The sequence below is a fragment of the Achromobacter sp. HZ34 genome (genome assembly GCF_002209485.1).
GTDB lineage: Bacteria > Pseudomonadota > Gammaproteobacteria > Burkholderiales > Burkholderiaceae_B > Bordetella_C.
Genome location: NZ_NJIX01000005.1, coordinates 126,784 through 149,742, shown reverse-complemented (window position 1 = coordinate 149,742; position 22,959 = coordinate 126,784). Strand labels below are relative to the sequence as shown.

The 22,959-nt window shown below is 67.8% G+C and carries 19 protein-coding genes; 13 read left to right on the top strand and 6 right to left on the bottom strand.

What is annotated here, in order from left to right; all coding sequences use genetic code 11:
• Positions 1-265 precede the first annotated feature (265 nt).
• The 8 genes from CEY05_RS20385 (at position 266) to CEY05_RS20350 (ending at position 9,275) form a co-directional block, all read left to right on the top strand.
• Positions 266-1,471, top strand: a complete 1,206-nt coding sequence (locus CEY05_RS20385) for an ABC transporter substrate-binding protein (RefSeq protein ID WP_088597500.1) — start codon at positions 266-268, stop codon at positions 1,469-1,471.
• Entirely contained in the window at positions 1,468-2,325 is an 858-nt protein-coding gene (locus tag CEY05_RS20380; protein WP_088597501.1) for a branched-chain amino acid ABC transporter permease, read from the top strand. Before CEY05_RS20385 ends, CEY05_RS20380 begins: the two co-directional genes overlap by 4 nt.
• Entirely contained in the window at positions 2,325-3,386 is a 1,062-nt protein-coding gene (locus CEY05_RS20375; protein WP_088597502.1) for a branched-chain amino acid ABC transporter permease, read from the top strand. The genes CEY05_RS20380 and CEY05_RS20375 overlap by 1 nt, the downstream gene beginning before the upstream one ends.
• A complete protein-coding gene (locus tag CEY05_RS20370; protein ID WP_088597503.1) occupies positions 3,383-4,165 on the top strand; it encodes an ABC transporter ATP-binding protein in 783 nt (260 codons plus the stop codon). Before CEY05_RS20375 ends, CEY05_RS20370 begins: the two co-directional genes overlap by 4 nt.
• Positions 4,162-4,875 carry an ABC transporter ATP-binding protein gene (locus CEY05_RS20365; RefSeq protein WP_088597504.1) on the top strand — a complete coding sequence of 238 codons (714 nt, stop codon included), beginning with the start codon at positions 4,162-4,164 and terminating at the stop codon, positions 4,873-4,875. The genes CEY05_RS20370 and CEY05_RS20365 overlap by 4 nt, the downstream gene beginning before the upstream one ends.
• 71 nt (positions 4,876-4,946) lie before the next feature.
• Entirely contained in the window at positions 4,947-6,248 is a 1,302-nt protein-coding gene (locus CEY05_RS20360; protein WP_088597505.1) for a Zn-dependent hydrolase, read from the top strand.
• Entirely contained in the window at positions 6,245-7,750 is a 1,506-nt protein-coding gene (locus tag CEY05_RS20355; protein ID WP_088597506.1) for a M81 family metallopeptidase, read from the top strand. The genes CEY05_RS20360 and CEY05_RS20355 overlap by 4 nt, the downstream gene beginning before the upstream one ends.
• Before the next feature lie 136 nt (positions 7,751-7,886).
• Positions 7,887-9,275, top strand: coding sequence for an MFS transporter (locus CEY05_RS20350; RefSeq protein WP_088597507.1), 1,389 nt, complete (start codon positions 7,887-7,889; stop codon positions 9,273-9,275).
• A gap of 34 nt (positions 9,276-9,309) precedes the next feature.
• On the opposite strand, the gene CEY05_RS20345 is transcribed toward CEY05_RS20350, so the two are convergent.
• The 3 genes from CEY05_RS20345 to CEY05_RS20335 all read right to left on the bottom strand — a co-directional run bounded on the left by CEY05_RS20345 (position 9,310) and on the right by CEY05_RS20335 (position 15,633).
• Positions 9,310-10,920 carry an EAL domain-containing protein gene (locus CEY05_RS20345; RefSeq protein ID WP_158219364.1) on the bottom strand — a complete coding sequence of 537 codons (1,611 nt, stop codon included), beginning with the start codon at positions 10,918-10,920 and terminating at the stop codon, positions 9,310-9,312.
• 238 nt (positions 10,921-11,158) lie between these two features.
• Positions 11,159-12,589 (bottom strand): DUF3999 domain-containing protein, encoded by a 1,431-nt coding sequence (locus CEY05_RS20340; protein ID WP_088597509.1) that lies wholly within the window; start codon positions 12,587-12,589, stop codon positions 11,159-11,161.
• Positions 12,586-15,633 carry a DUF2339 domain-containing protein gene (locus tag CEY05_RS20335; protein WP_088597510.1) on the bottom strand — a complete coding sequence of 1,016 codons (3,048 nt, stop codon included), beginning with the start codon at positions 15,631-15,633 and terminating at the stop codon, positions 12,586-12,588. The genes CEY05_RS20340 and CEY05_RS20335 overlap by 4 nt, the downstream gene beginning before the upstream one ends.
• Before the next feature lie 289 nt (positions 15,634-15,922).
• Here CEY05_RS20335 and CEY05_RS20330 point away from each other — a divergent pair, with 289 nt between their 5' ends.
• The 5 genes from CEY05_RS20330 to CEY05_RS20310 all read left to right on the top strand — a co-directional run bounded on the left by CEY05_RS20330 (position 15,923) and on the right by CEY05_RS20310 (position 20,358).
• A complete protein-coding gene (locus tag CEY05_RS20330) occupies positions 15,923-16,948 on the top strand; it encodes an acyl-CoA dehydrogenase (RefSeq protein ID WP_143220530.1) in 1,026 nt (341 codons plus the stop codon).
• Positions 16,936-17,556 carry a class I SAM-dependent methyltransferase gene (locus CEY05_RS20325; protein WP_088597512.1) on the top strand — a complete coding sequence of 207 codons (621 nt, stop codon included), beginning with the start codon at positions 16,936-16,938 and terminating at the stop codon, positions 17,554-17,556. The genes CEY05_RS20330 and CEY05_RS20325 overlap by 13 nt, the downstream gene beginning before the upstream one ends.
• Positions 17,553-18,329, top strand: a complete 777-nt coding sequence (locus CEY05_RS20320; RefSeq protein ID WP_088597513.1) for a glycosyltransferase family 2 protein — start codon at positions 17,553-17,555, stop codon at positions 18,327-18,329. The genes CEY05_RS20325 and CEY05_RS20320 overlap by 4 nt, the downstream gene beginning before the upstream one ends.
• 10 nt (positions 18,330-18,339) lie before the next feature.
• Positions 18,340-19,065 carry a PIG-L deacetylase family protein gene (locus CEY05_RS20315; protein ID WP_088597731.1) on the top strand — a complete coding sequence of 242 codons (726 nt, stop codon included), beginning with the start codon at positions 18,340-18,342 and terminating at the stop codon, positions 19,063-19,065.
• A 180-nt stretch (positions 19,066-19,245) separates the two neighbouring features.
• Entirely contained in the window at positions 19,246-20,358 is a 1,113-nt protein-coding gene (locus CEY05_RS20310) for a tripartite tricarboxylate transporter substrate binding protein (RefSeq protein WP_233161619.1), read from the top strand.
• Positions 20,359-20,378: 20 nt separating this feature from the next.
• On the opposite strand, the gene CEY05_RS20305 is transcribed toward CEY05_RS20310, so the two are convergent.
• The 3 genes from CEY05_RS20305 to CEY05_RS20295 all read right to left on the bottom strand — a co-directional run bounded on the left by CEY05_RS20305 (position 20,379) and on the right by CEY05_RS20295 (position 22,876).
• Complete coding sequence (locus tag CEY05_RS20305) at positions 20,379-21,356, bottom strand: NAD(P)H-quinone oxidoreductase (RefSeq protein ID WP_088597514.1); 978 nt, start codon at positions 21,354-21,356, stop codon at positions 20,379-20,381.
• 263 nt (positions 21,357-21,619) lie between these two features.
• Positions 21,620-22,321, bottom strand: coding sequence for an LrgB family protein (locus tag CEY05_RS20300; protein WP_088597733.1), 702 nt, complete (start codon positions 22,319-22,321; stop codon positions 21,620-21,622).
• 117 nt (positions 22,322-22,438) lie between these two features.
• Positions 22,439-22,876: a CidA/LrgA family protein gene (locus tag CEY05_RS20295; RefSeq protein ID WP_233161618.1), complete on the bottom strand. Its 438-nt coding sequence runs from the start codon at positions 22,874-22,876 to the stop codon at positions 22,439-22,441.
• Positions 22,877-22,959 lie beyond the last annotated feature (83 nt).

The following is a 22,959-nucleotide window of genomic DNA, read 5'->3' as shown; positions in this document are numbered from 1 at the left end:
TTGCGCTGGCCGGCGGAATACGCAGCCCAGGGTTTAACCTGATACGCGCCTGGTTGACGGCGAAAATGACGCTTCTATATTATCAATTCCGTCGTATTTATCATGATAAATAGCGATAGGTACGAAAGTCCTTCCGCGTAGGGCCGCTTCCACCCGCGGCCCTGGCGGATCTCGCCCGCGAGCGCGCCGCAACGTACGGACGCGCCCGTCCTTCCATGTAGCACAGCCGTCGCCGATCGCGCCGGCGCCAGCCTAGGGGAATACCTTGAATCGCCGTGAACTGTTGAAAATGGCCGCCTTAGCCGCCGCCGCGCCGGCCACGCTTTCCATGCGCTCAGCCTTGGCCCAGGCCGCCGGGCAGACCATCCAGTTTGGCTGTCCCGTTCCGATGTCGGGCGCCTTCGCCGCCAACGGCAAGTTCGCGGACCTGGGCATGAAGCTGGCGATCGAGCAATACGGCAAGGCGCTGGGCAAGCCGCTGGCCTATACGCTGCTGGATACCGAAGCCAAGCCCGCCACCGCCGTGCGCAAGCTGCAGGAACTGGTGCAGCAGAAGAACGCCCGCTATTTCGCCGGCGGCATCCTGTCGTCCGAGGCCCTGGCCATGGCCAAGGAGGCGCAGAAGGACAACGCTTTGTTCATCACCACCGCCGGTGCCGACGAGATCACGGGTTCGGACTGCAACAAGTCGACCTTTCGCTGGTCCGTGCCCACCTTTGGCGCCATCGAACGCACGGTGCGTCCGCTGATCGAGCAGATGCCCAAGGCCAAGCGCTGGTACACGATCACGCCGCAATACGTGTTCGGCGACGGCCTGCTGAACGCCGCGAAGAACATCTTCAAGGAAAAAGGCATCGAGCACGTCGGCAACAGCTATCACTCCCTGGCCGAAAAGGAATTCAGCGGCTATCTGACCAACGCCATGGCGGCCAAGCCCGACGTGCTGCTGTTGCTGAACTTCGGCTCGCAGTCCTCGGACGCGCTGCGCCAGGCGGTCAGCTTCGGCATGAAGCAGAACACCACCATCCTGATGGCCTGGGCCTCCGGACTGGAGCAGTTCGAATCGCTGGGCGCCGATCTGTGCGAAGGCGTGTATTTCGGCGCACAGTACTGGCACGGCATCGACTCGCCCGGCAACAAGGACCTGGTCCAGCGCACGCAGCAGATGTTCAAGTTCAATCCCAATTACAGCCTGGCGGGTTCCTACATCTGCACCAAGATCTTCATCGACGCCATCATCAAGGCCGGCTCCGACGATCCCGCCAAGGTCATCCCGGTGCTGGAAGGCATGAAGTTCACCGGCCTGACCGGCGACGAGGAAATCCGTCCCGAAGACCACCAGGTGCTGAAGAATTACTACTTGCTGAAGGGCAAGGCCAAGTCGGCGATGAAGGACAAGGACGACTACGCCGACATTCTCAGCTTTGGCAAATCCTTCCTGCCCGTGGCGCAGACCGGCTGCAAGTTGTGAACGTCTACCTGCTGCAGGTGGTCAACGGGATCGGCGTAGGCATGCTGTATTTCCTGTTGGCCGTCGGCCTGTCCATCATTTTCGGGCTGCTGCGCTTCGTCAACTTCGCCCATGGCGCCTTCTATCTCCTGGGCGCCTATTTCTGCTACCAGGCGGTCGCCTGGGGGCTGAACTTCTGGCTGGCGCTGATCGTGGTGCCGCTGGTGGTGGCGGTGCTGGCGTGGCTGGCCGAGCGCACGCTGTTGCGCCGGGTGTATGACCGGCCGCACGAGTTCCACATCCTCATCACGGTGGGGGTGGCGCTGGTGCTGCAGGAGGTGGTGATCCTGATCTGGGGGCCGCTGGGCGACAACGTCGCCACGCCGGCCGCGCTGCAGGGCGTGGTCATGTGGGGCGGCTTCATCTATCCCAAGTACCGGTTGTTCGTCATCGCCTTCACCGCGGTGTTCGCGTTGCTGTTGTGGTGGCTGCTGGAAGGCACGCGCCTGGGCAGCGCGGTGCGGGCCGGCAGCGAGTCGGCGGAGATGGTGTCCTTGCTGGGGATCAATGTCTTTCGCGTGTTCGGCCTGGTGTTCGCGCTGGGCGCCGGCACCGCTGCATTGGCGGGCGCGCTGGCGGCCCCCATCCGTGGCGTCGATCCCTTCATGGGGCTGGAGGCGCTGGGCGTGGCCTTTGTCATCGTGGTGGTCGGCGGCATGGGCAGTTTCGCCGGTGCGCTGGTGGGAGGGCTCTTGATCGGTATCGTGCAGAGCGTGATGAGCACGCTGTGGCCGGAAGGCGCACGCCTGATGATCTACGTGGCCATGGCGGCGGTGCTGCTGCTGCGCCCGCATGGCTTGCTGGGGAGAGGGTGATGAGCACATCCGAACGCAGTGCGGTCCCCGCCGCCGGCACGCGGCAACGCACCGGATTCCTGGGCCGCGCGGTTTCTTCGTTCAGCGCTTCGTCGGGCTGGTGGCTTTCCCTGGCCGTCGTCCTGATCCTGCCTTTGACCCTGAGTTCGGGCACGCTGGCGACCGAAGTGCTGGTCTACGCGCTGGCGGTGCTGGGCTGCAATCTGCTGCTGGGTTATACCGGCCTGCTGTCTTTCGGCCAGGGCATCTTCTTCGGCATGGGCAGCTATACCCTGGGCATCCTGATGACACGCGCGGGCCTGGGCCTGCCCCTGGCGGTGCTGCTGGCGCTGGTGGCCGGCGCGCTTACGGCGGCTGTCGTGGGCTGGTTCGCCATCCGCCAGCGCGGCACTTACTTTGTCATGCTGACCTTGGCCTTTGCCCAGATGTTCTATTTCCTGGCCTACAGCCTGCCGGACTGGACCGGTGGCGACAACGGCCTGCTGAATATCCCGCGGCCGCCCTTGTCGCTGTTCGGCATGACCTTGCCGCTGGACAGTCCCTGGCGTTTCTACACGCTGGTGGCGCTGTGTTTCCTGGTGGTGTTCTGGCTGCTGCAGCGGGTCACGGCATCGGTGTTCGGCCGCACCTTGCTGGCGATACGCGAGAATGAAACGCGTGCCAGCGCGGTGGGCTACGACACACGCCGCTTCAAGCTGGCCGCCTTCGCCTTGTCCGGCGCGGTGACGGGCCTGGCCGGCGCCTTCCATGCCTTGATGACGGGTATCGCGCCGCTGTCGAACATCGAGTATCACACCAGCGAGATGATCCTGGTGATGACGGTTATCGGCGGCACCGGCAACCTGTTCGCGTCGGTGCTGGGCGCGGCGTTCTATGTGCTGATGTCCGACTGGCTGTCGACGCTGTGGCCGCGCTGGCTTTTGCTGCTGGGCCTGATGTTGATCGGTGTCAGCCTGTTCATGCATAAGGGCTTGTGGGGACTGCTGCAACGGGGCGGGACCGCGCTGCGGCGTGGCCGCGCCGAGGCGGCACCCGATGGCGCACCGGAGGGCGAGAGATGAATGGTAATCAAAACGCCGCGCCATTGCTCGACGCGCGTGGCGTGGTCAAGCGCTACGGCAAGTTCACCGCGCTGGGCGGCGTCGACCTGCGCGTGCGCGCCGGCACCGTGCATTCCGTCATCGGCCCGAATGGTGCCGGCAAGACCACCTTGTTCCATACCCTGACCGGCACCGTGCCCATCACGGCCGGCACCATCCAGTTCGCGGGCCACGACGTCACGCATGAACCGGACAACGTGCGCGTGCGCCGCGGCATCGCGCGGTCGTTCCAGGTGACCAGCCTGTTCGCCAACCTGGACGTCCGGGAAAACCTGCGCCTGGCCGCGCAAGGCGCGCACGCCGCCGGTGCTTTCGACATGTGGCGCGCGCCCGGCCGGCACCGCGAGATCGCCGAGCTGGCCGACACCATCCTCGAACGCCTGGGCTTGACCGCCCGCGCGGATACGGCGGCCGGGGCCCTGTCGCACGGCCAGCAGCGCCGCCTGGAAGTGGGCATGGCGCTGGCCGCAAGACCGCGCGCCATCTTCCTGGACGAGCCCACGTCCGGCATGGGCGTAGACGACCTGGACGGCATGAAGGCGCTGATCCGCGGCCTGGCGGCCGACCATACCGTCCTGCTGATCGAACACAATATGAACATCGTCATGGACATCTCCGACACGGTGACAGTGATGCAGCAGGGCCGGGTGCTGGTGGAAGGCACGCCGGCGGCCATCCGCGACGATGACCGTGTGCGCGCGGCCTACCTGGGCAATATGATTACCGGAGGCCGCGCATGACGCCCGACGCCAAGCTGCAATTGCGCGACGTCCACGCCTATTACGGCAAGAGCCATATCCTGCAGGGGGTATCGCTGCGAGTGGGCGAGGGCGAACTGGTCACCTTGCTGGGACGTAACGGCGCAGGCAAGTCGACCACGCTACGCACCATCGCGGGCGCGTTGCGGCCCGCGCGTGGCGACATCGTGTTCGACGGGACGGCGGTGGGCGGCTTGCCGGCGCACAAGGTGGCGGCCCGCGGGCTGTGCCTGGTGCCGGAAAACCGGGGGATATTCCGTCTGCTGACGGTGGAGGAAAACCTGTTGCTGGGCGCGCGCAAGCGTTCGCCCTGGCAGTTGGCTGACATCTACCGCATCTTCCCGCGCTTGAAGGAACGGCGCCGCAACGGCGGGGCCCAGCTATCGGGCGGCGAGCAGCAGATGCTGGCCATCGGCCGCGCGTTGATGAACCATCCCCGGCTGTTGATGCTGGACGAGCCCGTCGAGGGGCTGGCGCCGGTCATCGTGGAGGAGATCGTCGCGCAGCTCAAGCTGATAAGGCAGGAAGGTGTCCCCATCCTGCTGGTGGAGCAGAACCTGGAGGTCTGCACGCAGCTTGCCGACCGCCACTACATCATTGAACAGGGGACCATCGTCTACGAGGGCGATAATGCGGCCTTCGCGGCCGATGCCAGCATCAAGGACCGTTATCTGGGCGTGGGCGTGGGTTGATCGGCGTATCCGCCACCCGGTACGCCTGGCGCAACACGTCCTTGTTTCACTTTTACTCTGGAAGGCACATCATGGATATCTCTCTTCCCGACACCAAATCGTTGCGCGTGAATGGCCCGCGCTTGTGGGAGTCGCTGATGACGCTGGCGCGCATCGGCGCCACGGACAAGGGCGGCGTGCGCCGCCTGGCCCTGACCGACCTGGACCGCCAGGGCCGCGACCTGGTGGCCGGCTGGGCGCGCGAGCTGGGCTGCAGCGTACGCGTGGATGCCATCGGCAATATGTTCATGCGCCGCGCCGGCCGCCGGGCCGACCTGCCGCCCGTCATGGCCGGTAGCCACATCGACACGCAGCCGACCGGTGGCAAGTTCGATGGCAACTACGGCGTGCTGGCAGGCATCGAAGTCCTGCGTACCTTGCACGACCACGGCATCCACACCGAGGCGCCGGTGGAAGTGGCGGTATGGACCAATGAGGAAGGCTCGCGCTTCGTGCCGGTGATGATGGGCTCGGGCGTGTATGCCGGCGCCTTCACGCTGGACCACGCGCTGGACGCGGTGGACCGCGACGGCGTCAGCGTGCGCAACGCCTTGCAGGACATCGGCTATGCCGGCGCCGACGCCGTGGGCGGCCAGGCCGTGGCTGCCTACTTCGAAGCCCACATCGAGCAGGGCCCCGTACTGGAAGCGGCGGACATCGTCATCGGGCTGGTGCAGGGCGCCTTGGGACAACGCTGGTACGACCTCACCATCACGGGCATGGAAGCCCATGCCGGCCCCACGCCCATGGCCTTGCGCCATGACGCCTTGCTGGCTGCCGCCGATGTCGTGAAGTTGGTCAATCGCATCGCACTGGACCATGCGCCGCACGCGCGCGGTACGGTGGGCTGCCTGGATACCTATCCGAACTCCCGGAACGTGATCCCCGGCCAGGTGAAGATGACGGTGGACCTGCGCGCCGCCGACGACGCCACCCTGGACCGCATGGCCGCGGCCCTGCGTGCAGGTATCGCGGCCGTTCCCGGTGGCGTGGCCATGGATCTGCGCGAGGTGGTCTATTTCCCGCCGCAGGCTTTCGCGCCGGAGCTCATCGGCATGCTGGGCGAGGGCGCGCGCGCCCTCGGGCTGTCGGCCATGGACGTGGTCAGCGGCGCGGGCCACGATGCCGTCTACCTGGCGCGCGTGGCGCCCACCGCCATGATTTTCGTGCCGTGCAAGGATGGCATCAGCCACAACGAAATCGAGGACGCCAAGCCCGAACACCTGGAAGCCGGCTGCAACGTGCTGCTGCAGGCCATGCTGAGCAAGGCGGGCGTGGCGCAGACGGCGGCCAGCACGGCAGGCCAATCCCAGGCCCACGGGGCCGCCGCATGAAAGTCCTCATCGCCCGCATGAACCACGAGACCAATACGTTCTCGCCGGTGCCCACGCCGCTGGCGTCCTTCGGTCGCAACGGCCCCCTGTATGGCGACGATGCGCTGCGCGACAACGACGGCGGCCGCACCGCCATGTCGGCCTTCATCGACCTGGCGCGGGCGCGCGGCGCGCAGATGGTCACGCCGCTGTCGGCCTGGGCCAATCCCAGCGGGCCGGTCCACGCCGATGCCTATGACGCCATGTGCGAGCGCATCCTTGCCGCCGTACCCGGCTGCGAGGCAATTTTCCTGGACCTGCACGGTGCCATGGTCGCGCAGAACAGCGATGACGGCGAAGGCGACCTGCTGGCGCGGGTGCGCAAGGCGGCGCCGGGTGTGCCGCTGGCGGTGGCGCTGGACCTGCACGGCAACGTGACGCCGGCCATCATCGACAATGCCGACGTCATCGTCAGCTTCAAGACCTATCCGCACGTCGACATGTACGAGACCGGCGAGCACGCGGGCCGGCTGTTGTGGCGGATGATGGACGGCGACTTCCGCCCGGTCATGGCCTGGCGCCGGCTGCCGCTGATGACGCATACCTTGCGCTCGGCCACCGACGCGGGCGCCATGCAGGCGGCGGTGGCCGCCGCCAAGGCCGCCGAGGCGGCCGGCGATGGCGTGGTGGCGGCCTCGGTGCTGGCCGGTTTCGGCCTGGCCGATATCGCCAAGCCCTGCATCAGCGTCATCGTAGTGGCGGACGGCGATCACGCCCTGGCCGACCGCACGGCGGCGCGCCTGGCCGGCGGCATCTGGAACGATCGCGACGGTTTCGTCTACCGCAGCCCGCCGATGGCGGATTCGCTGCGCGAAGCCGGCGCGCTGGCGCAAGGCACCGATAAGCCCGTGCTGCTGCTGGATCACGGTGACAACTGTAATTCCGGCGGGACGTGCGACACGACGGCGGTGCTGGAAGCCGCGTTGGCGGCCGGCCTGGACGGCATCCTGGCCGGCGTGCTGTGCGATGCGGAAGCGGTGGCCGCCATGACGGCGGCGGGCGTCGGCGCGCGCGTCACGCTGCCCCTGGGCAACAAGCGGCCGCTGGACAATATCGGCATCCATGCCCGGCCCATGCAGGCCAGCGGCATCGTGCGTGCCATTACCGACGGCGAGTACGTGATCACGGGGCCGGCTTATACCGGCATGCGCGTGAGCATGGGCCGCAGCGCGGTGCTGGACATGGGGGCCGCCGTGGTCGTCGTGTCCGAGCTGCCGCATGAGCCGTGGGACCTGGGCGTGTTCGAGAGCCTGGGCGAGGACCCGCGCCGCGCGCGTTTCCTGCTGTTGAAGTCGCGCATGTATTGCCGGCCGGTGTTCGTGCCCATCTCCGGCGGGCTGGTGGAGATCGACAGTCCGGGTGTCACCACTTCGGACTATTCGATCTTTCCCTATGCCAAGCGCGCGCGGCCCCTGTTCCCGCTGGAGGAAACCGGCTTCGACCCACAGGCGCCCGCGGTGTAGACGTATCAAGGTGTCCGTCAGGTTTGACAGCCTTGGCGTTGCGGGAGTACACAGTTAGCCGCTTCTATTACGTGTTCTCCATGCCCGGCCGTGCAACGCGGCCGGGCCGACCGCCATTCCATCAAGCTGCACCTCCATGCCTGCGTCGCGCCTGTCGTTTTCCCAGCAAAGTCACTTACCCATAGGACAGGGCCTGCCGCCCGAAGACCGGCGCCGCGCCGCGCTGGCGGTGATGCTGGGGGTCTGCATGGCCAGCCTGGATACGGCCATCGCCAATACCGCGCTGCCGGCCATGGCGCGCGACCTGGGCGTGGGCGAGGCCGATTCCGTCTGGGTCATCAGCGCTTATCAATTGGCCATGGTCGCGGCCCTGCTGCCGCTTGCCTCGCTGGGCGAAATCATCGGCTATCGCCGTGTGATGGTGGTTGGCCTGGCGCTGTTCACCATCGCATCGCTGGCCTGCGGCCTGTCGCCCACCTTGCCGTGGCTGGTGGCGGCGCGGGTGGTGCAGGGGCTGGGCGGCGCGGGCGTCATGGGCGCGAATATCGCCATGCTGCGCTACATCTATTCGGATCGCATGCTGGGTGCCGGTGTCGGACTGAATTCGCTGGTAGTGGGATTTTCCTTCGCCGCCGGGCCTACCGTGGCCTCCCTGATCCTGACGGTCGCCAGCTGGCACTGGCTGTTCCTGATCAATGTGCCCGTGGGCCTGGTGGCCTTGCGCTTGTGCTTTCAGTCCCTGCCCGCCAACGTCGGCAGCGGCCATCGCTTCGACGGCATCGCCGCGCTGTTCGCCGCCGGTTTCCTGGCGCTGCTGGTCTTCGCCTTGAACGAGGGCGCCCACGTGGCGCCGCCACGCATGATCGCGTTCAGCGCGATCGCCGCGCTGGTCTGCCTGCTGGTGCTGTTGCGGCGCCAGGCCGGCCACCCGGCGCCGCTGCTGGCGGTGGACCTGCTCAAGCGCCCGATGTTCGCGCTTTCGGCCGCGACCTCGGTATGCACCTTCGCCACGCAATCGCTGGCCTTCGTGTCCCTGCCGTTCCTGCTGCAGAACGCCATGGGCTATACCCAGGTGCAGACGGGCTTCCTGATCACGCCCTGGCCCGTGCTGGTGGCGGCCCTGGGCCCGGTGGCCGGGCGCCTGTCGGATCGCCATTCGGCCGGCATGCTGGCGGGCGTCGGCCTGGCGGTGCTGGCCGCGGGCATGATGTTGTTGGCCCTGCTGCCGGCCAATCCGGGCGTCTTCGACATCTGCTGGCGCATGGCCCTGTGCGGCGCCGGCTTCGGCTTCTTCCAGTCGCCCAATGTGCGCGCGTTGATGACGTCGGCCCCGCCGGCCCGCAGCGGCGGCGCCTCCGGCATGGTCGGTACGGTGCGTCTGCTGGGGCAGTCCACCGGCGCGGCGCTGGTGGCGGCCTGCTTCCATGCCTCCACCGCGCAAGGGGCATTGCTGGCGCTGTGGCTGGGCGCGGCCTTCGCGGCGCTGGCCAGCGTGGCCAGCTTCATGCGGTTGCGCTTCAACTAGGCGCGGTATCGCGCTTGCTTCATGCGGCTGCGGTTCAACTGCGTGCCGGTGCCACGGCCGTCTCGAGCGGCTTCAATACGAAGCCCTGGCGCCATGCGGTGATGTCGCGCGCCCGCATCGGCCGGGCATAGTAGTAGCCCTGGCCGAACTGCACCCCGTGCGCCCGCAGGTAGTCGGACTGCGCCACGGTCTCCACACCCTCGGCGACCATCGTCAGGTCCAGCTTGCGGGCCAGGCCGATGATGGTCTCCAGCACCACGGCCGACACCGCGTCGGTCCCCGCGCTGTTGACGAAGGCGCGGTCTATCTTCAGATAGTCGGCTTCCAGCTTTTCGATGTAGGCCAGCGAACTATGCCCCGTGCCGAAATCATCGATGGCCCATTGCACGCCTTGTTCGCGCAAGCGCCGCATATTGTTGCGCACCACTTCGGCGTCCGGTAACGCCGCGCGTTCGGTGACTTCCAGCACCAGGTTGACCGGTCCCCCGAGCTCGGGGCGCTGCAACTGCCGCAGCAACCCTTCGACGTCGTCGATGAAGTCGGCCCTGGCCATGTGCTGGGCGCAGACATTCAGTCCCAGGTGGGCATGCGCGGGCAGGGCCAGCGCACGCAGATCGGCGGCCGCCATGGCGAAGATGTGGCGGGTCAGTTCCACGATCATGCCGGTCTCTTCGGCCACGGGAATGAACAGGTCGGGCCGGATCGGCCCCGCGGACGGATGGTTCCAGCGCACCAAGGCCTCGACGCCGGCAAACGCGCCGGTCTTCAGGTCGACCAGGGGCTGATAGACAAGGTGAAATTCGCCATTGCGCATGCCTTTGCGCATGTCGGACGCCAGGGTCACGCGGCGGTCGAAATAGCGCCGTGTCAGGTAACCGCAAATCAGGCAGGCCAGGACCAGGAAAGCGAAGTACTTGTGCCAGATATCGCGCCGGAACGAGTCGATCTGGTGCTTGAGCACGGTCACGTGCACTTCTGCCGCATAGCTGTCGGACGCCGCCACCTGGGTCTCGCCGCCGACGGTGTGCGCGGGGCGCTCCCGTTCACCGGCATCCAGCAGCGGCACGCGGCGCTTGCCCAGCAGGATTTCGATGTCGTAGAGTCCGTCGCGGGCGGCGGCGGTCTTCAGGTCGTACAGGTATTGGGCGTCGACCCAGGCCACGGCGCCCTGGCCCGTGTTCAGTCCGTAGGAAACCTGGACGGCGGGCCGGTCCGGCACCAGCAAGGTGCCGGGCACTGGCGCGATGGCCAGCCCGGGGGCGATCTCGCCTTCCGCGGAGATCGCATACAAGGGCGTGGTCACGTCGGTATCGATGGACCAGCAATAGACCTGGTTGTCCTTGACCAGGCTCAGCGAGCGGAAGTAGGGCCGCAGTGTGCCCATGCGGGTGAGATTGCTCTTGACCTCGCTGCAGGGGCGGCCAAGGCTGGTGGTGGCGAGGGTGCGGGTGGCATCCTCGGCGTGCATCAGGATGTTCTCGATCTGGTTCAGGACGACCGTGGCGGTGATGTCGGCCTCGTTCTGTGCCTGGTGGCGCGCTTCGGTGGCGACCAGGGGCAGGATGAGAATGATGGGCGCCAGGGTACCCAGTACCGTCAGCGTCGCGCCCCAAAGTTTGCGCTTGAATAGTTTGCTTTCAGGCACGCGGGTTTTCCGGTAGGGGGTGGATGATGGGCCGCTGAGGGTGCCCGCTATGTCAACAGAATTCAAAGCCCCTGTAAATGAGACAAATCGTAGGCGGCGTTCGAATTCTTGCCGACGGCGCGGCCGGCATGGCGCTGGCCCGGCGCTGCGGGGCCCACCGCAGCGCGGTCAACGGGACGCGGTCAAGGAGATGCAGGCAAGGAGGCGCGGGCAAGGAGGCGCGATCAACGAGACGCGATCAAGGGCGCGGCTTGGTGCGCGACAGACGCCAGGCCATGCCCGCCAACATGGCGACGGCAATCACCAGGGCGCCCCACAGCACATAGCGCCGGCCAGCGCCTGGGTCTTCTTGCCGTGCGACCACGGCGGGCGGCATGGGTGCCAGTTCGCGGCCTATGCGCGCTTGCGCGGGCGCGCCGGCATCCGTCGCCATCAGGTCGGCCAGCGTCACCGCCGATGCTCGCCAGTTGGGATTGCCCACCGCCAGGACGAAGGGGCCGGTGCCGCGCGCCACGAACGTGACGATCGTGGGACGCCAGCCCAGCGAGACCGTGGGCAGGCCGCTGCCCAGGCCGCCGCCGCGCGTGTCCACCGACAGGCGCCAATACCGGTCGGCGTCGACCGGCACGGCCCAGGGGGGATTGCGCTGTTCGCCCTGTCCTGCCGCGGCGCTGCCGGCATTGGCGGTGGCGCCATTCGGCATCGCGGCCTGCAGCCGCAACAACTGCCCTTCGGCCACCCTGCGCCAGGGCGCCTGGGCATCGGCGCGCGAGTAAAGCTGGCCGCGCGCCACGGTATTGGGCTGCGGCAGATCGAATTGGACACGGTCCACGGGATAGGCCCCGCCAGTGTCGAACCGATACTCGCCCGCGTTGGCACCGGCCTGCGTGGCGATGCCACCGCGCCACGCGCGAGTGGGGGGCGTGGCATCCATGGGCGTGGATTCGGCGTCGATCCCGGCCAGCGTCGGCGCACCGTCCGGCCAGCGCAGCCGCACATAGCGCGCGCGCAGTCCGTCCAGTTCCACCCGTTCCTGCGCCAGCGTCGCATCGCCGCTGCCGGTCTTCAGCAGCGGCGCCTGGATCACGGGCGTCCAGGCGCGCAGGTCGGCACTGACGGCGACATCGACCCGGCCTTGCCATGACTTGTCCTGCAGGTGGATCAGCAGCGCGGATAGCGGCGCGCCATCCGCGCCCAGGTCGATGATGTCGCCACCGCGCGCCGGGACCGCCGCGGATCTGGGTGCGGCGTGCAGGCTGCCGTCGGGGCCGATGGTGAGGCTGAGGGTGCCACTGTTGTTATCGTTTCCGCTGCCGCCGTCTTCCGCGCCCTGGCCGCCCGTGGCCGGCAGGGGAAACCAGCGCACGGGCCGCAAGGTCGCGGGGCGGGCCGCGGCGACGGCATTGTCGAAGGTGAAAGGTACCGGTTCGCCGGCGCCATCCAGGATGCGCAGATCGCTGAGATCGCTACGGCGGCTGGCCGCGTAGACGGCGTCGTTCAGTGTGACCTGGTAATAAGACGCACTGCCTAGCGGCTCCAGCGCGTAGCGGTGTACGACCACGGCGGCGGGCGCGGCCGTTTCCGCGCTGGCAGCGATTGCGGGGCCGGCGCCAGCAATGGCGGCAAACACGGTCGCGGCCGCGCTGCGGACAGCAGGCGACGAAATCATGAAGCGTCCTCCGCGGCCCCGGCCTTGCGCGGCGGCAGGGGCGAAAAATAGCCGATCAGCAGTAGCAGCAACCCGATGCCGATGAAGGCGACGATACGCGAGATCCCCGACAGGTAGGACAGGTCGAACAGGAACAGCTTGACCACCGTGATACCCAGCAGGCCCGCGCCCGTGAACCACAAGGGCCGGCTGCCGCGGCGCGTGGCAAGAATCATGGTGGCCAGCGCGCAAACCGTCCAGAACACGGAAACCGCCGCCTGCACCAGGGTCGATGCGCTCAAGGCATCCAGGTCGTAGGCCACGCCGGTCCAATGATGCAGCGACCGTAGCAGCATGGCATTGAGCCACACGAATGCCGTCAGCGCGGCCAGCGTGCGCGGCAGCGGGCTGCCCTTGCTCCAGGCCGTGCCGGCGGGACGCAAGGCCAGGGCATCCAGGCGCCGCACCCACACGACGCCGGCCAGTGCCGCCAGCAATATCGCGACGTCCAGCGGATTCAGCAGCGGCAGGTAGAACAGCGGCGCGGCGTCGCCATCGCTGAAGACGCTGAGCAGGCTCCAGCCCCACAGCAGCAGCGCCAAGGGCGTGGCGCCCCAGACCAGGTAAGCGTGCGCATGCCGCCGCACCGGCCACGCCAGGCGTGCGCCGGGGCCGGCCAGCAACAGCAGCATCAGGCCATAGCCGTAAGCCCAGGCGCTCCACTGCCACGTACCCTCCGGTACCCAGTCGCCCAGCCGCACGTAGCCTTCCATCGTCAGCAATGCGCACAGGGTCCAGAACGACAGGGTATGCAGCGCGCCCAGCAGCCGGGGCGGGAGATCATCCCGCTCCCGATAGAGCAGCAGCCACGACAGCAGCAGCCCCAGCGGTAGCGCCACGACATTGGACAGCGGCGCGCCCGCCAGGCTGGCCAGCGCACCGATGATGGCCAGCGCGGGTGGCAGCGCGACGCCGGGCCAGCGCGCCAGCGGCCAGTCCAGGGCGCGGCGCAGGGCATGCGCCAGCCACGCCGTCAGCACCAGGAACAGGACGTCGGCGTCCAGGGCGTACTTCCAGCCGGGGCTGCCGTAAGGGTCGGACGAGAAATAGTAGAAGATCTCGTACAGGCCGGCGCAAGTCCACCACAGCAAGCCCCACACCGCCATCGCCACGCCGATGCCGGACAACTCGGGGCGCCAGGCCGCCGCCGCGGGCTTGCCCGCCGAACCGCGCGCATTCAACTGCCATGCGCTGAACAAGGCCGCGATGGCGATCAGCACCTTGCCGATGTAATTGCCATTGAGCACCGGCACTGGCGGCATGCCGCCCAGGAAGAGGGCTTTCGCTTCCACGCCGAAGAACGCCAGTGCGGCGGCTACTTGCAGCAGCAGCGCGAAGGCCAGCGCCAGCAGGCGGCGCTGGCGCACGCTGACCCAGACGATGGCGGCGCCTTCGATCGCCCACACCGCGCTGGTGGTCGGACCGCTGAAGGCCAGGGGCACGGCCAGCGTGGCAAACAGCACGGCCAGCGCCAGCATGGCTTCGAACAGCAGTGCCAGGCGGGCGTGGCCGCGCCGCAGCCAGGCGGCCAGCAAAAGGTAGAACGCGGACAGCGCCAGCGCGCTATAGGCCAGTGCGAATTCCTTGCCTTGCACCAGGGCGGCCTGCAGCAGGATGGTGACCAAGGGCGTGCCGAACACCAGCGTGCCGTCGACGTAATGCATCAGGGCCAGGTCGCGGCGCAGGGCGTAGAGCAGGGCGATGCCCACGTACATCAGGAAGAACAGCAGCAGGAAGGGCTCGGTGCTGGCGAACAGCGCCGGCTGGTACGCCGACGCGCCCCACAAGGCGCCGATGCCGAAGGTGAACGCGAAACCCAGCAGGTTCAGCGAACGCCAGGCCTTGAACCACGCCACCGCCAGGATGCCGGCATTGAGCAGGGCGTAATAGCTGAACAGCGTGACGTGGCTGCCGCCACCGGTGGACAGCAGCACGGGAGCCAGGAAACCGCCGGCGCTGCCCATGAAGGCCAGCACGGCCGCGTTCTGCTGTACCGCCAGCAGGGCGCTGAATACGCAGATGACGATCATCAGGGGCAGGGCGGCGCCGGGTGGCAGCAAGGCATAGAGCCGAGTCGCGGCGAAGACGGTCAGGTAGAGAATGCCGATGCCGCCGCCCTGCAGCACCAGCCCGTAGGCATGGCGCCGGGCACGCAGGCGCCAGCCCGCCGCCAGCAGCACGATGGCCGCGCCCGCCACGCCGGCCAGGCGGAATTCGACCGGGAACATGTCATTGTCGGCGGCGTACTTGAGCAGGAAGGCGATGCCGAAGAACAGCACGACCATGCCCACCCGCACCACCGTATTGCCGCCCAGCAGCCAGCCGCGAATAGCGGCCACCCCACGCTCGAACGGGTCCGGCTGGCGCGGCTTGGCTGCGCTGGCCGTGGCGGTCGCACCGGCGTTTACGTTCGCGCCGACAGTGGCACTTGCATGGCCGCTTGCGCCGGCGCTGGCGTGCGCCGCCGCTGCCGCCGGCGTTTGCACCGGCGGTGTATCGAAGTACCCGTCCCGATCGGCCGCGTCGTCGCTGGCGATCGGCGTAGGGGGTGGCGCGGCTGCCGGAGCAGGGAACACGTCGGCATCGACGCTGGTGGGCACCGGACCAGGGAATACTTCCGCATCGGCGCTGGTGGGCAGCGTGCCTGCTGCCGCGGTTGCAGCCTGGGCAGGCGGCAGCGTGCCAGCGGCGCCTTCCGCCGCCGGTCCATGCGTCCTCAGTTGCGCCATCTCGGCCCGCAGCTGCGCCACTTCCCGCTCCAGGCGCAGCACCCGTTCCGGCAGCGGCAGATTCTGTAGCGGCACATTCGGCTGCGGCGAATTCGACGGGTGCTGCCCGTAGCCCGCGGCGCGGGCGGCGCCCGTGCCGTTCTTGCGCCTGGCCAGTTGGGGCAGGAAGAAGCCGGCGACCGTGCACAGCACGGCCAACTGCAGGACAGGCAGGCCAAGACTATCAGCCAGACCCGCGCCGAAAATAAATCCCAGTAACGCCAGCAACCATCTCATGGTTCGAGTCTCGGATGACGGCCATCAGACGATGGCCAATAAGGTAGCGGGCATCATGGCCGCGGTCGGATTATGCCAATGCTGTCCCCCATACGTAGTGCGTGTGACAGCGTCATGGCATCAAAAGGACTACACCCGGACTATGGGATGGCCCGAAAACCGCGCCCCGCTTGGCTGAGCAGGCTTGATTACTGAAATGCTCTGTTGGTAACCGAGCATATCAACAAAGCGGGCACGCCTGAAAGTGGGCACGCAGATTGCCTTGGGAGGCGCGAAGAGGAGAACAGAATTGGCCCCATCATCCGCAGCGCTGTCTTTGCCGTCCTGGTCGCCGGACGATCCCGCCGCCAGCCTGCGCGCGGTCATCCGCCAGACCGGCGACCTGCCGCTGCCCGGCGCCGGCAAGACGCTGCAGCGCTGGCGCGTGCTGGCCGACGTGGCCGCCCTGGATGTCGCGGCCATCAAGTTATACGAAGGCCATACGGATGCCGTCGCCATCCTGGCGGAGCTGGACCCGCAAGGCCGCATCGCGCGGATGGCGCGCGCGCAGGTCGACGGCACGCCCGTCTGGGCGGTATGGGCGGCCCAGCCGCCGGACGCGCGGGTCGAGGGCGTGGCGCGGGCCGAAGGCATTGCGCTCAGCGGACGCAAGGCCTGGTGCTCGGGTGCCGCCTGGGTCACGCACGCGCTGGTGACGTATTTCAATGAAGCGGGCGAGGCGGCGCTGGCCGCGGTGTGCCTGCAGGCGCCTGGTGTGCGGGTGACCGATGAGGGCTGGCATGCGGTCGGCATGGCGGGCAGCGGCAGTGTCGATGTGTGTTTCGACGGCACACCTGCGTGGCCGGTCGGCGCGGTGGGCGCGTATATCGCGCGCCCCGGCTTCTGGCAGGGCGGCGCCGGCATCGCGGCCTGCTGGTACGGCGCCACGCTGCCCCTGGTGCGCACGCTGGCGGCCGCGCAGGCGCGCCGCGCTGAACCGCATGCGCTGGCGCATCTGGGCCGGGCCGATGTCATCCTGCAGCAGGCCGCGGCCTTGCTGCGCGCAGCCGCCCAGGCGATCGATGACGATCCGCAGGGCGATGCGCGGATACTTGCCCTGCGCGTGCGCGCGGCGGCCGAAGCGGCTGCCTTGAGCGTGCTCGACGCGGTCGGCAAGGCCATGGGCCCGGCGCCCTTTTGCCGCGATGCCGCGCTGGCGCGCCGCTACGCGGATCTTCCCGTGTTCTTGCGCCAGAGCCACGCCGAGCGCGATCTGGCGCAGCTGGGGCAGGGGGTTACGCAACTTCCCGCGGCGGAGCAAGCATGGCGGCTGTAGACACGGCGTACTTCGAGCAACTTTACGCGCAGCGGGAAGACCCCTGGGGCGTGTCCACGCATTGGTATGAAGCGCGCAAACGCGCGGTGCTGCTGGCCAGCCTGCCCGCCGCGCGCCTGGGCCGCGTGTTCGAACCGGGCTGTGCCAGCGGTGTGCTGACGCAAGCCCTGGCGGAGCGCGCCGATCACGTCCTGGCCACTGACCTCAGCCAGCCGGCCGTGGACGCGGCGCGCGCTCGCTGTGCCCGCGCGGGCATGCACAACGTCACGCTGGCGCGGGCGGTGCTGCCGGACGAGTGGCCCGTGGAGAAGCACCACACCTTCGACCTCATCGTGCTGAGCGAGTTGGGCTACTACTTCGACGCGCGCTCGTGGGATCGCCTGGCCGCGCGTGCGGTCGCCAGCCTGGCGCCCGGCGGCGCCATCGTGGCCTGCCACTGGCTGCACGATTTCGCCGAGCGCCGTTTGCATACGCACGTGGTGCATGGCGCCATCGCGCGGCAGGCGGGGCTTCATCCCCTGGCGGATCATGCGGAGCAGGACTTCCTGCTGCAGGTGTGGAGCCGTGATCCCGCGTCGCTGGCGTGCCGGGAGGGCCTGGCATCATGATAGGCGTCGTCGTCCCCGCGCATGATGAAGAGGCCTCTCTCGCGGCCTGCCTGGATGCGCTGCTCCGCGCGGCGTCGCATCCCGACCTGGGCGGCGAGGAAGTCCGCATCGTGGTGGTGCTGGACGATTGCCGGGACAGGTCGGCGGAAATCGTCATGGCCAGGGTGGTGACCGGATTGCGTATCGAGGCGCGCAACGTCGGCGTCGCGCGTTGCCATGGCGCCGCGCACTTGCTGGCTGCGGGGGCGCGCTGGCTGGCGTTCACCGATGCCGATTCGGTGGTGGACCAGCGTTGGCTGGCCGACCAGTTGTCCCTGCAATGCGATGCGGTGTGCGGTTGCGTGACGGTGGAGGATTGGTCGGAACATACCGATGTGGTGCGCCTGCGCTATCTGGCGCATTACCAGCATCACGACGATCACCGGCATGTGCATGGCGCGAATCTGGGCGTCAGTTCACGGGCTTACACCGCGGCGGGTGGCTTCAGCGGTTTGGCACTGGGAGAAGACGTGGCGCTGGTGCAGGCCTTGCAGGCCAATGGCGTCGCCATCAAGTGGAGCGCCTTGCCGCGCGTGGTGACCAGCGCCCGCAAGGCGGCGCGCGCGCGGGGCGGCTTCGCGGACTTCGTCGTCGGTCTGGCTGCTGTTGCGTCTGTGAGCGGCATGGGCAGTCTGGCCGGGCCAGCGAAAGCGGGTGGCGTGGCCGAGGCAGCCAGTGCCGGCAATGTCGCGGTCGCGGGCCTGGCGGGGCCGGCCGCCGGCGCCGCGGCTTGAGGTCGACGGTATGCGGGCGATGTTCGATGCGGGAAGGCTGCTGGTGATTTCACCGCATCTCGATGATGGGGCACTGGGTTGCGGGTTGCTGCTGACGGCGGCGGCCAATGCGCGCGTGGTGACGGTCTATACCGGCATGCCCGGCAAGCCGGTCTCGACCAAATGGGACAAAGGTTGCGGGTTCGAGGATAGCGATGCCGCCATGCGTGCACGGCTGGCGGAGGATGCGCGGGCCATGGCGTTGTTGGGGGTGGAGGCTGGCCATCTGGGGTTCCTGGACAGCCAGTACGGACCCTTGCCGGGACGTGAGCGCCTGGCCAAGGCGCTGGCCCGAGTTATCGATGACTACGCGCCGGACGTGGTTGCGTTGCCGCTGGGGCTGCACCATTGCGACCATGAACGGGTGCGCGAGGCGGCGTTGCTGCTGCTGCCGCAACGGCCGCGGCTGCTGTGGCTGGGTTATGAGGATGAGCTCTATCGCTATCGGGAAGGCGTGTTGCAGCGTGTGCTGGGACGCCTGGCGCGCCGGCGCATCCATGCCACGCCTGTCGAATGTGCCAGCCGCGGCGATCCCGAACGCAAACGCCTGGCAATCGCCGCCTACGCCAGCCAGCTGCGCGCCATCGGCGTCAACGCGCCTGCTGCCGGCATCGATGCGGTGGAACGCTACTGGTGGCTGGACCATGGCCGCATGGCATCCGGCACCGCAATGCCGGGCGGCGAGGATGAAGGGTAGTCCTCCTTACATCCTTTCCCTCACCGTTCAATCATCAATTCATTAATTCATTAATGAATTGATGATTTATCTTCTTCTGCCTCCGCCTCCAGCAACAGGAAGGCGGGAAAGAACGGCTTGCTGTCTGCCAACTAATATTTTAGTATTTTAGTATACCAATGACATAGAGGAGACAAACCCATGGCCTACGCTCGTTCCGCGCGTGTCGCTCCTGCGCCCAGCGCCACCGCGCCCATCGTCACCGCGCCCATCGTCACCGCGCCCGCCGGCCAGGCGGCTTCCGCGTCCACGCCCGGCAAGCGCTTCCGCGGCTTCTTCCGCCAACCGCTGCAGCGACTGTCGCGCGGCATGGCCGTGCTGCTGGCCAGCCTGGCAACCGCGCCGGTGCTCGCGGCCGGCGCCTACCCCGATCACCCCATCACCATCATCATCCCCGCCTCACCGGGCGGCGCCATCGACATCGTGGCCCGCTTGATCGGCCAGAAAATGAGCGTTTCGATGGGCCAGTCGGTTGTCGTGACCAACAAGCCGGGCGCCACCGGCACCATCGGCGAAGACTACGTCGCCAAAGCTGCGCCCGACGGCTACACCCTGGTGCTGGCGGCCAGCTCCCACGCCATCAACCCCTCCATGTTCAAGCTGCCCTACGACACGGTCAAAAGCTTCGCGCCAGTGGCGATGACCCACTCGGTGCCGCTGATGTTGGTGGTCACGCCCAGCCTGCCGGTAAAAAACGTGCAGGAGCTGATCGCCTACGGCAAGGCGCACCCGCATGAACTGACCTTCGCGTCCAGCGGTCCCGGCGGCGCACCGCATTTCTCCGGTGAACTGTTCAAAAGCATGGCGGGACTGGACATGGTGCACGTGCCCTACAAAGGCAGCACGGCGGCCCATCCGGACCTGACCAGCGGCCGCGTGTCCATGATGTTCGACACCCTGGCCGCCCTGCATGCTCCCGTCTCGGGCCATTCCGTGCGGCCGCTGGCGGTGACCACCACGCGCCGCGCGGCGTCCTATCCGGATGTGCCGACCATGGCGGAAGCCGGCCTGCCCGGCTATGACACCAGCACCTGGGGCGGCGTGCTGGCTCCCGCGGGGACACCGCCCGCCGTCATCGTCAAGCTGAACGCGGAGATCAACAAGGCCCTGTCCGCGCCCGACGTCAAGCAGACCCTGGCGCAGATGGGGATCGACCCCGTGACCCAGCCGCCGCAATACTTCGCCGATTTCATCCAGTCTGAAATCGTCAAGTGGCAGAAGGTCGCGCACGACGCCAACATCCGGCCGGAGTAACGCCGCCTCCGGCCCTGCCCTCAACAGGCCAGAATGATCTTCCCGATATTCTGGTTCGATTCCATGCGGCGATGCGCTTCGGCGGCTTGCGCCAAGGGGAAGACGCTGTCGACGATGGGCTGCAGGTCGCCACGGGCGAAGGCGTCCAGCCAGCGCTCGCGGAAGCGCCGCACCATGGCCTGCTTGACCTCCGGCGGCCGCGACTTCATCACCGTGCCCATGATCTGCAGATGGCCGAACAGCAGCCGGTCCATGGGCAGCGTCGCGGACTTGCCGCCCATCAGTCCCACCTGCACCAGACGCCCGCCATCGGCCAGGCTGCGGACATTGCGTTCCAGGTACGGTCCGCCGACGAAGTCGACGATCACATCCACGCCGCGGCCGCCGGTGGCGCGCGCCACCGCTTCGGCATAGTCCTCGTTCTTGTAGTCGATCACCAGTTCGGCGCCGAACTCGCGCACACGTTGCGCCTTGGCGCCGTCCGCCGTGGCATACACCGTGGCGCCCAGCGCGCGGGCCAGCTGGATGGCGGCCGAGCCGACGCCGCTGGCGCCCGCATGGATCAAGGCTTTTTCATGGGGTTCGAGCCGGCCCAGGTGCAACAAGGCTTCATGGGCAGTGACGAACACTTCCGGAATGGCGCCGGCCTGGATGTCGTCCAGGCTGGACGGCACCGGCATGGCCATGCGGTAGTCGATGCGTGCCACTTCGGCATAGCCGCCGCCGCCGACGATGCCCATCACGCGATCGCCCGGCCGGTAGCCCTGCACCTGGTCGCCCACGGCGATCACCTCGCCGGCGATTTCCAATCCCATCAAGGTGGAATCACCGAAGTCGGCACGGCCGTAAGCGCCACGGCGCTGGTTCAGGTCGGCGCGATTGACGCCGGCGGCACGGTTGCGCACCAGCAGATCGTGCGGACGCAGGGCGGGATCGGCGACGTCTTGCAATTGCAGGACGTCGGCGTCGCCGAAGTCCTTCATATCAATGGCTTTCATGATGGCGGCAGGTTCCAGGCACGGGCGACGGCCCGTGGCGGCCGTAACCGTATCGGGTTGCGCGCACCCGTTGAGTCAGGGGATGGCGAATCGGCCGATCATACTGATTACTGATGCCCGCCCGCTGCCGCGCGGCACGCCCCGTCCGGTCGGTGGACACGCGGCGGCGCCCGTGCGGCCCGAAGATGCGTCCCGCAAGCGGGCACTGTGGACGCGCTGGCAACAAGGCTGCGTGCCGCCGGCGGCGGCGCGGATGCGTTGTTTCAGCCGCCCAATAGGCCGCTGACCAGCCCACTGAGCGCCGGGCCGACGACCACCATGCCGATGCCGGCGATGACCAGGGTCAGGCTGGCCACCACGCCTTCCTCGCTGTCGCGTTCCCGCGCGCGGGCGGCGCCGAAGCCATGCGCGCCGGCCCCATAGGATGCGCCATGCGCCAGCTTCGAGCGCAGCCGCAGCACGGCCAGCAGGCTGTCGCCCGCAATCATGCCGACCAGTCCCGTGATGATGGTGAACAGCGATACCAGTTCAGCCGACCCGCCCGTGCGTTCGGCCAACGCGACGGCAAACGGCGTGGAGATGGAACGCGCCATCAGGCTGTGCGTCACTTCGGCGCTGAAGCCGAACATGCGCGCCAGCAGGCAGCTGCTCACCATCGCCACCACCATGCCAGTGGCCACGCCCATGCCCAAGGACAGCGCATGGCGCCGCGCCACCTGGCGGTATTCGTAGATGGGAACGGCGAAGGCCACGGTAGCGGGCCCCATCAGCCAGGTCAGCCAGTGGGTTTCCTCGAAATACGAGGCATAGGGGATGTGCGCCAGCAACATCAGCAGGATCGTCAGCGCGGGCACGACGATGGCGGGCGACAGCCAGGGCTTGCGATAGCGCAGGTACAAGGGCTTGGCGACGAAGTACAGCAACAGCGTCCAGGCCAGGCAGAAGAGAGGTAGTAGTGTATTCATGGTATCGATCAGGCATCCGGCATTCGACATTCGGCAGTCGGCGGCCGGGGTTACCTTGGACGCTGGACGCCAGATGCCGGATGCCGGATGCCCGGACGCCCGGACGCCCGGATATCCTCAGGCCGTCTTGCCGCGCGGCACGCGCTGCGTGAATCGCGCCAGCCTGTCTTCCAGGCGCCGGCCCAGGTGGACGGCCAGGGCGGTGGCGGCCATCACCAGCAGGGTGCCCAAGGCGATCGCCAGCACCAGCTGCACCCCTTCGCGGCGGAACAGGTCGAAGTACTTCACCACCGCGACGACGCTGGGGATGAAGAACAGCACCAGGTTATTGAGCAGCCAGTTGGCGCCGCCCTTGATCCAATCGACCTTGACGATGCCGCTGAACAGCAGCGCCAGCACGGTCAGCAAGCCCACCACGCCGGGCGCCAGCGGCAGATGCAGCAGCTGGGTCACCTGCGCGGCCACGGCGAAGGCCACGACCAGGAAAAGACTCTGCCCAAGCCGCGCCATGGCCGGCCGCGCGCGGGCAATCGAGGGAAGAAAGAAAGACTTCATGTTGCTGCTGCCAGGAAAAATACTTGATGCCCAAAATCCGCGCCAACGCGGCACACCCGCCCCGCCGCCTCGCTTGTCACTGC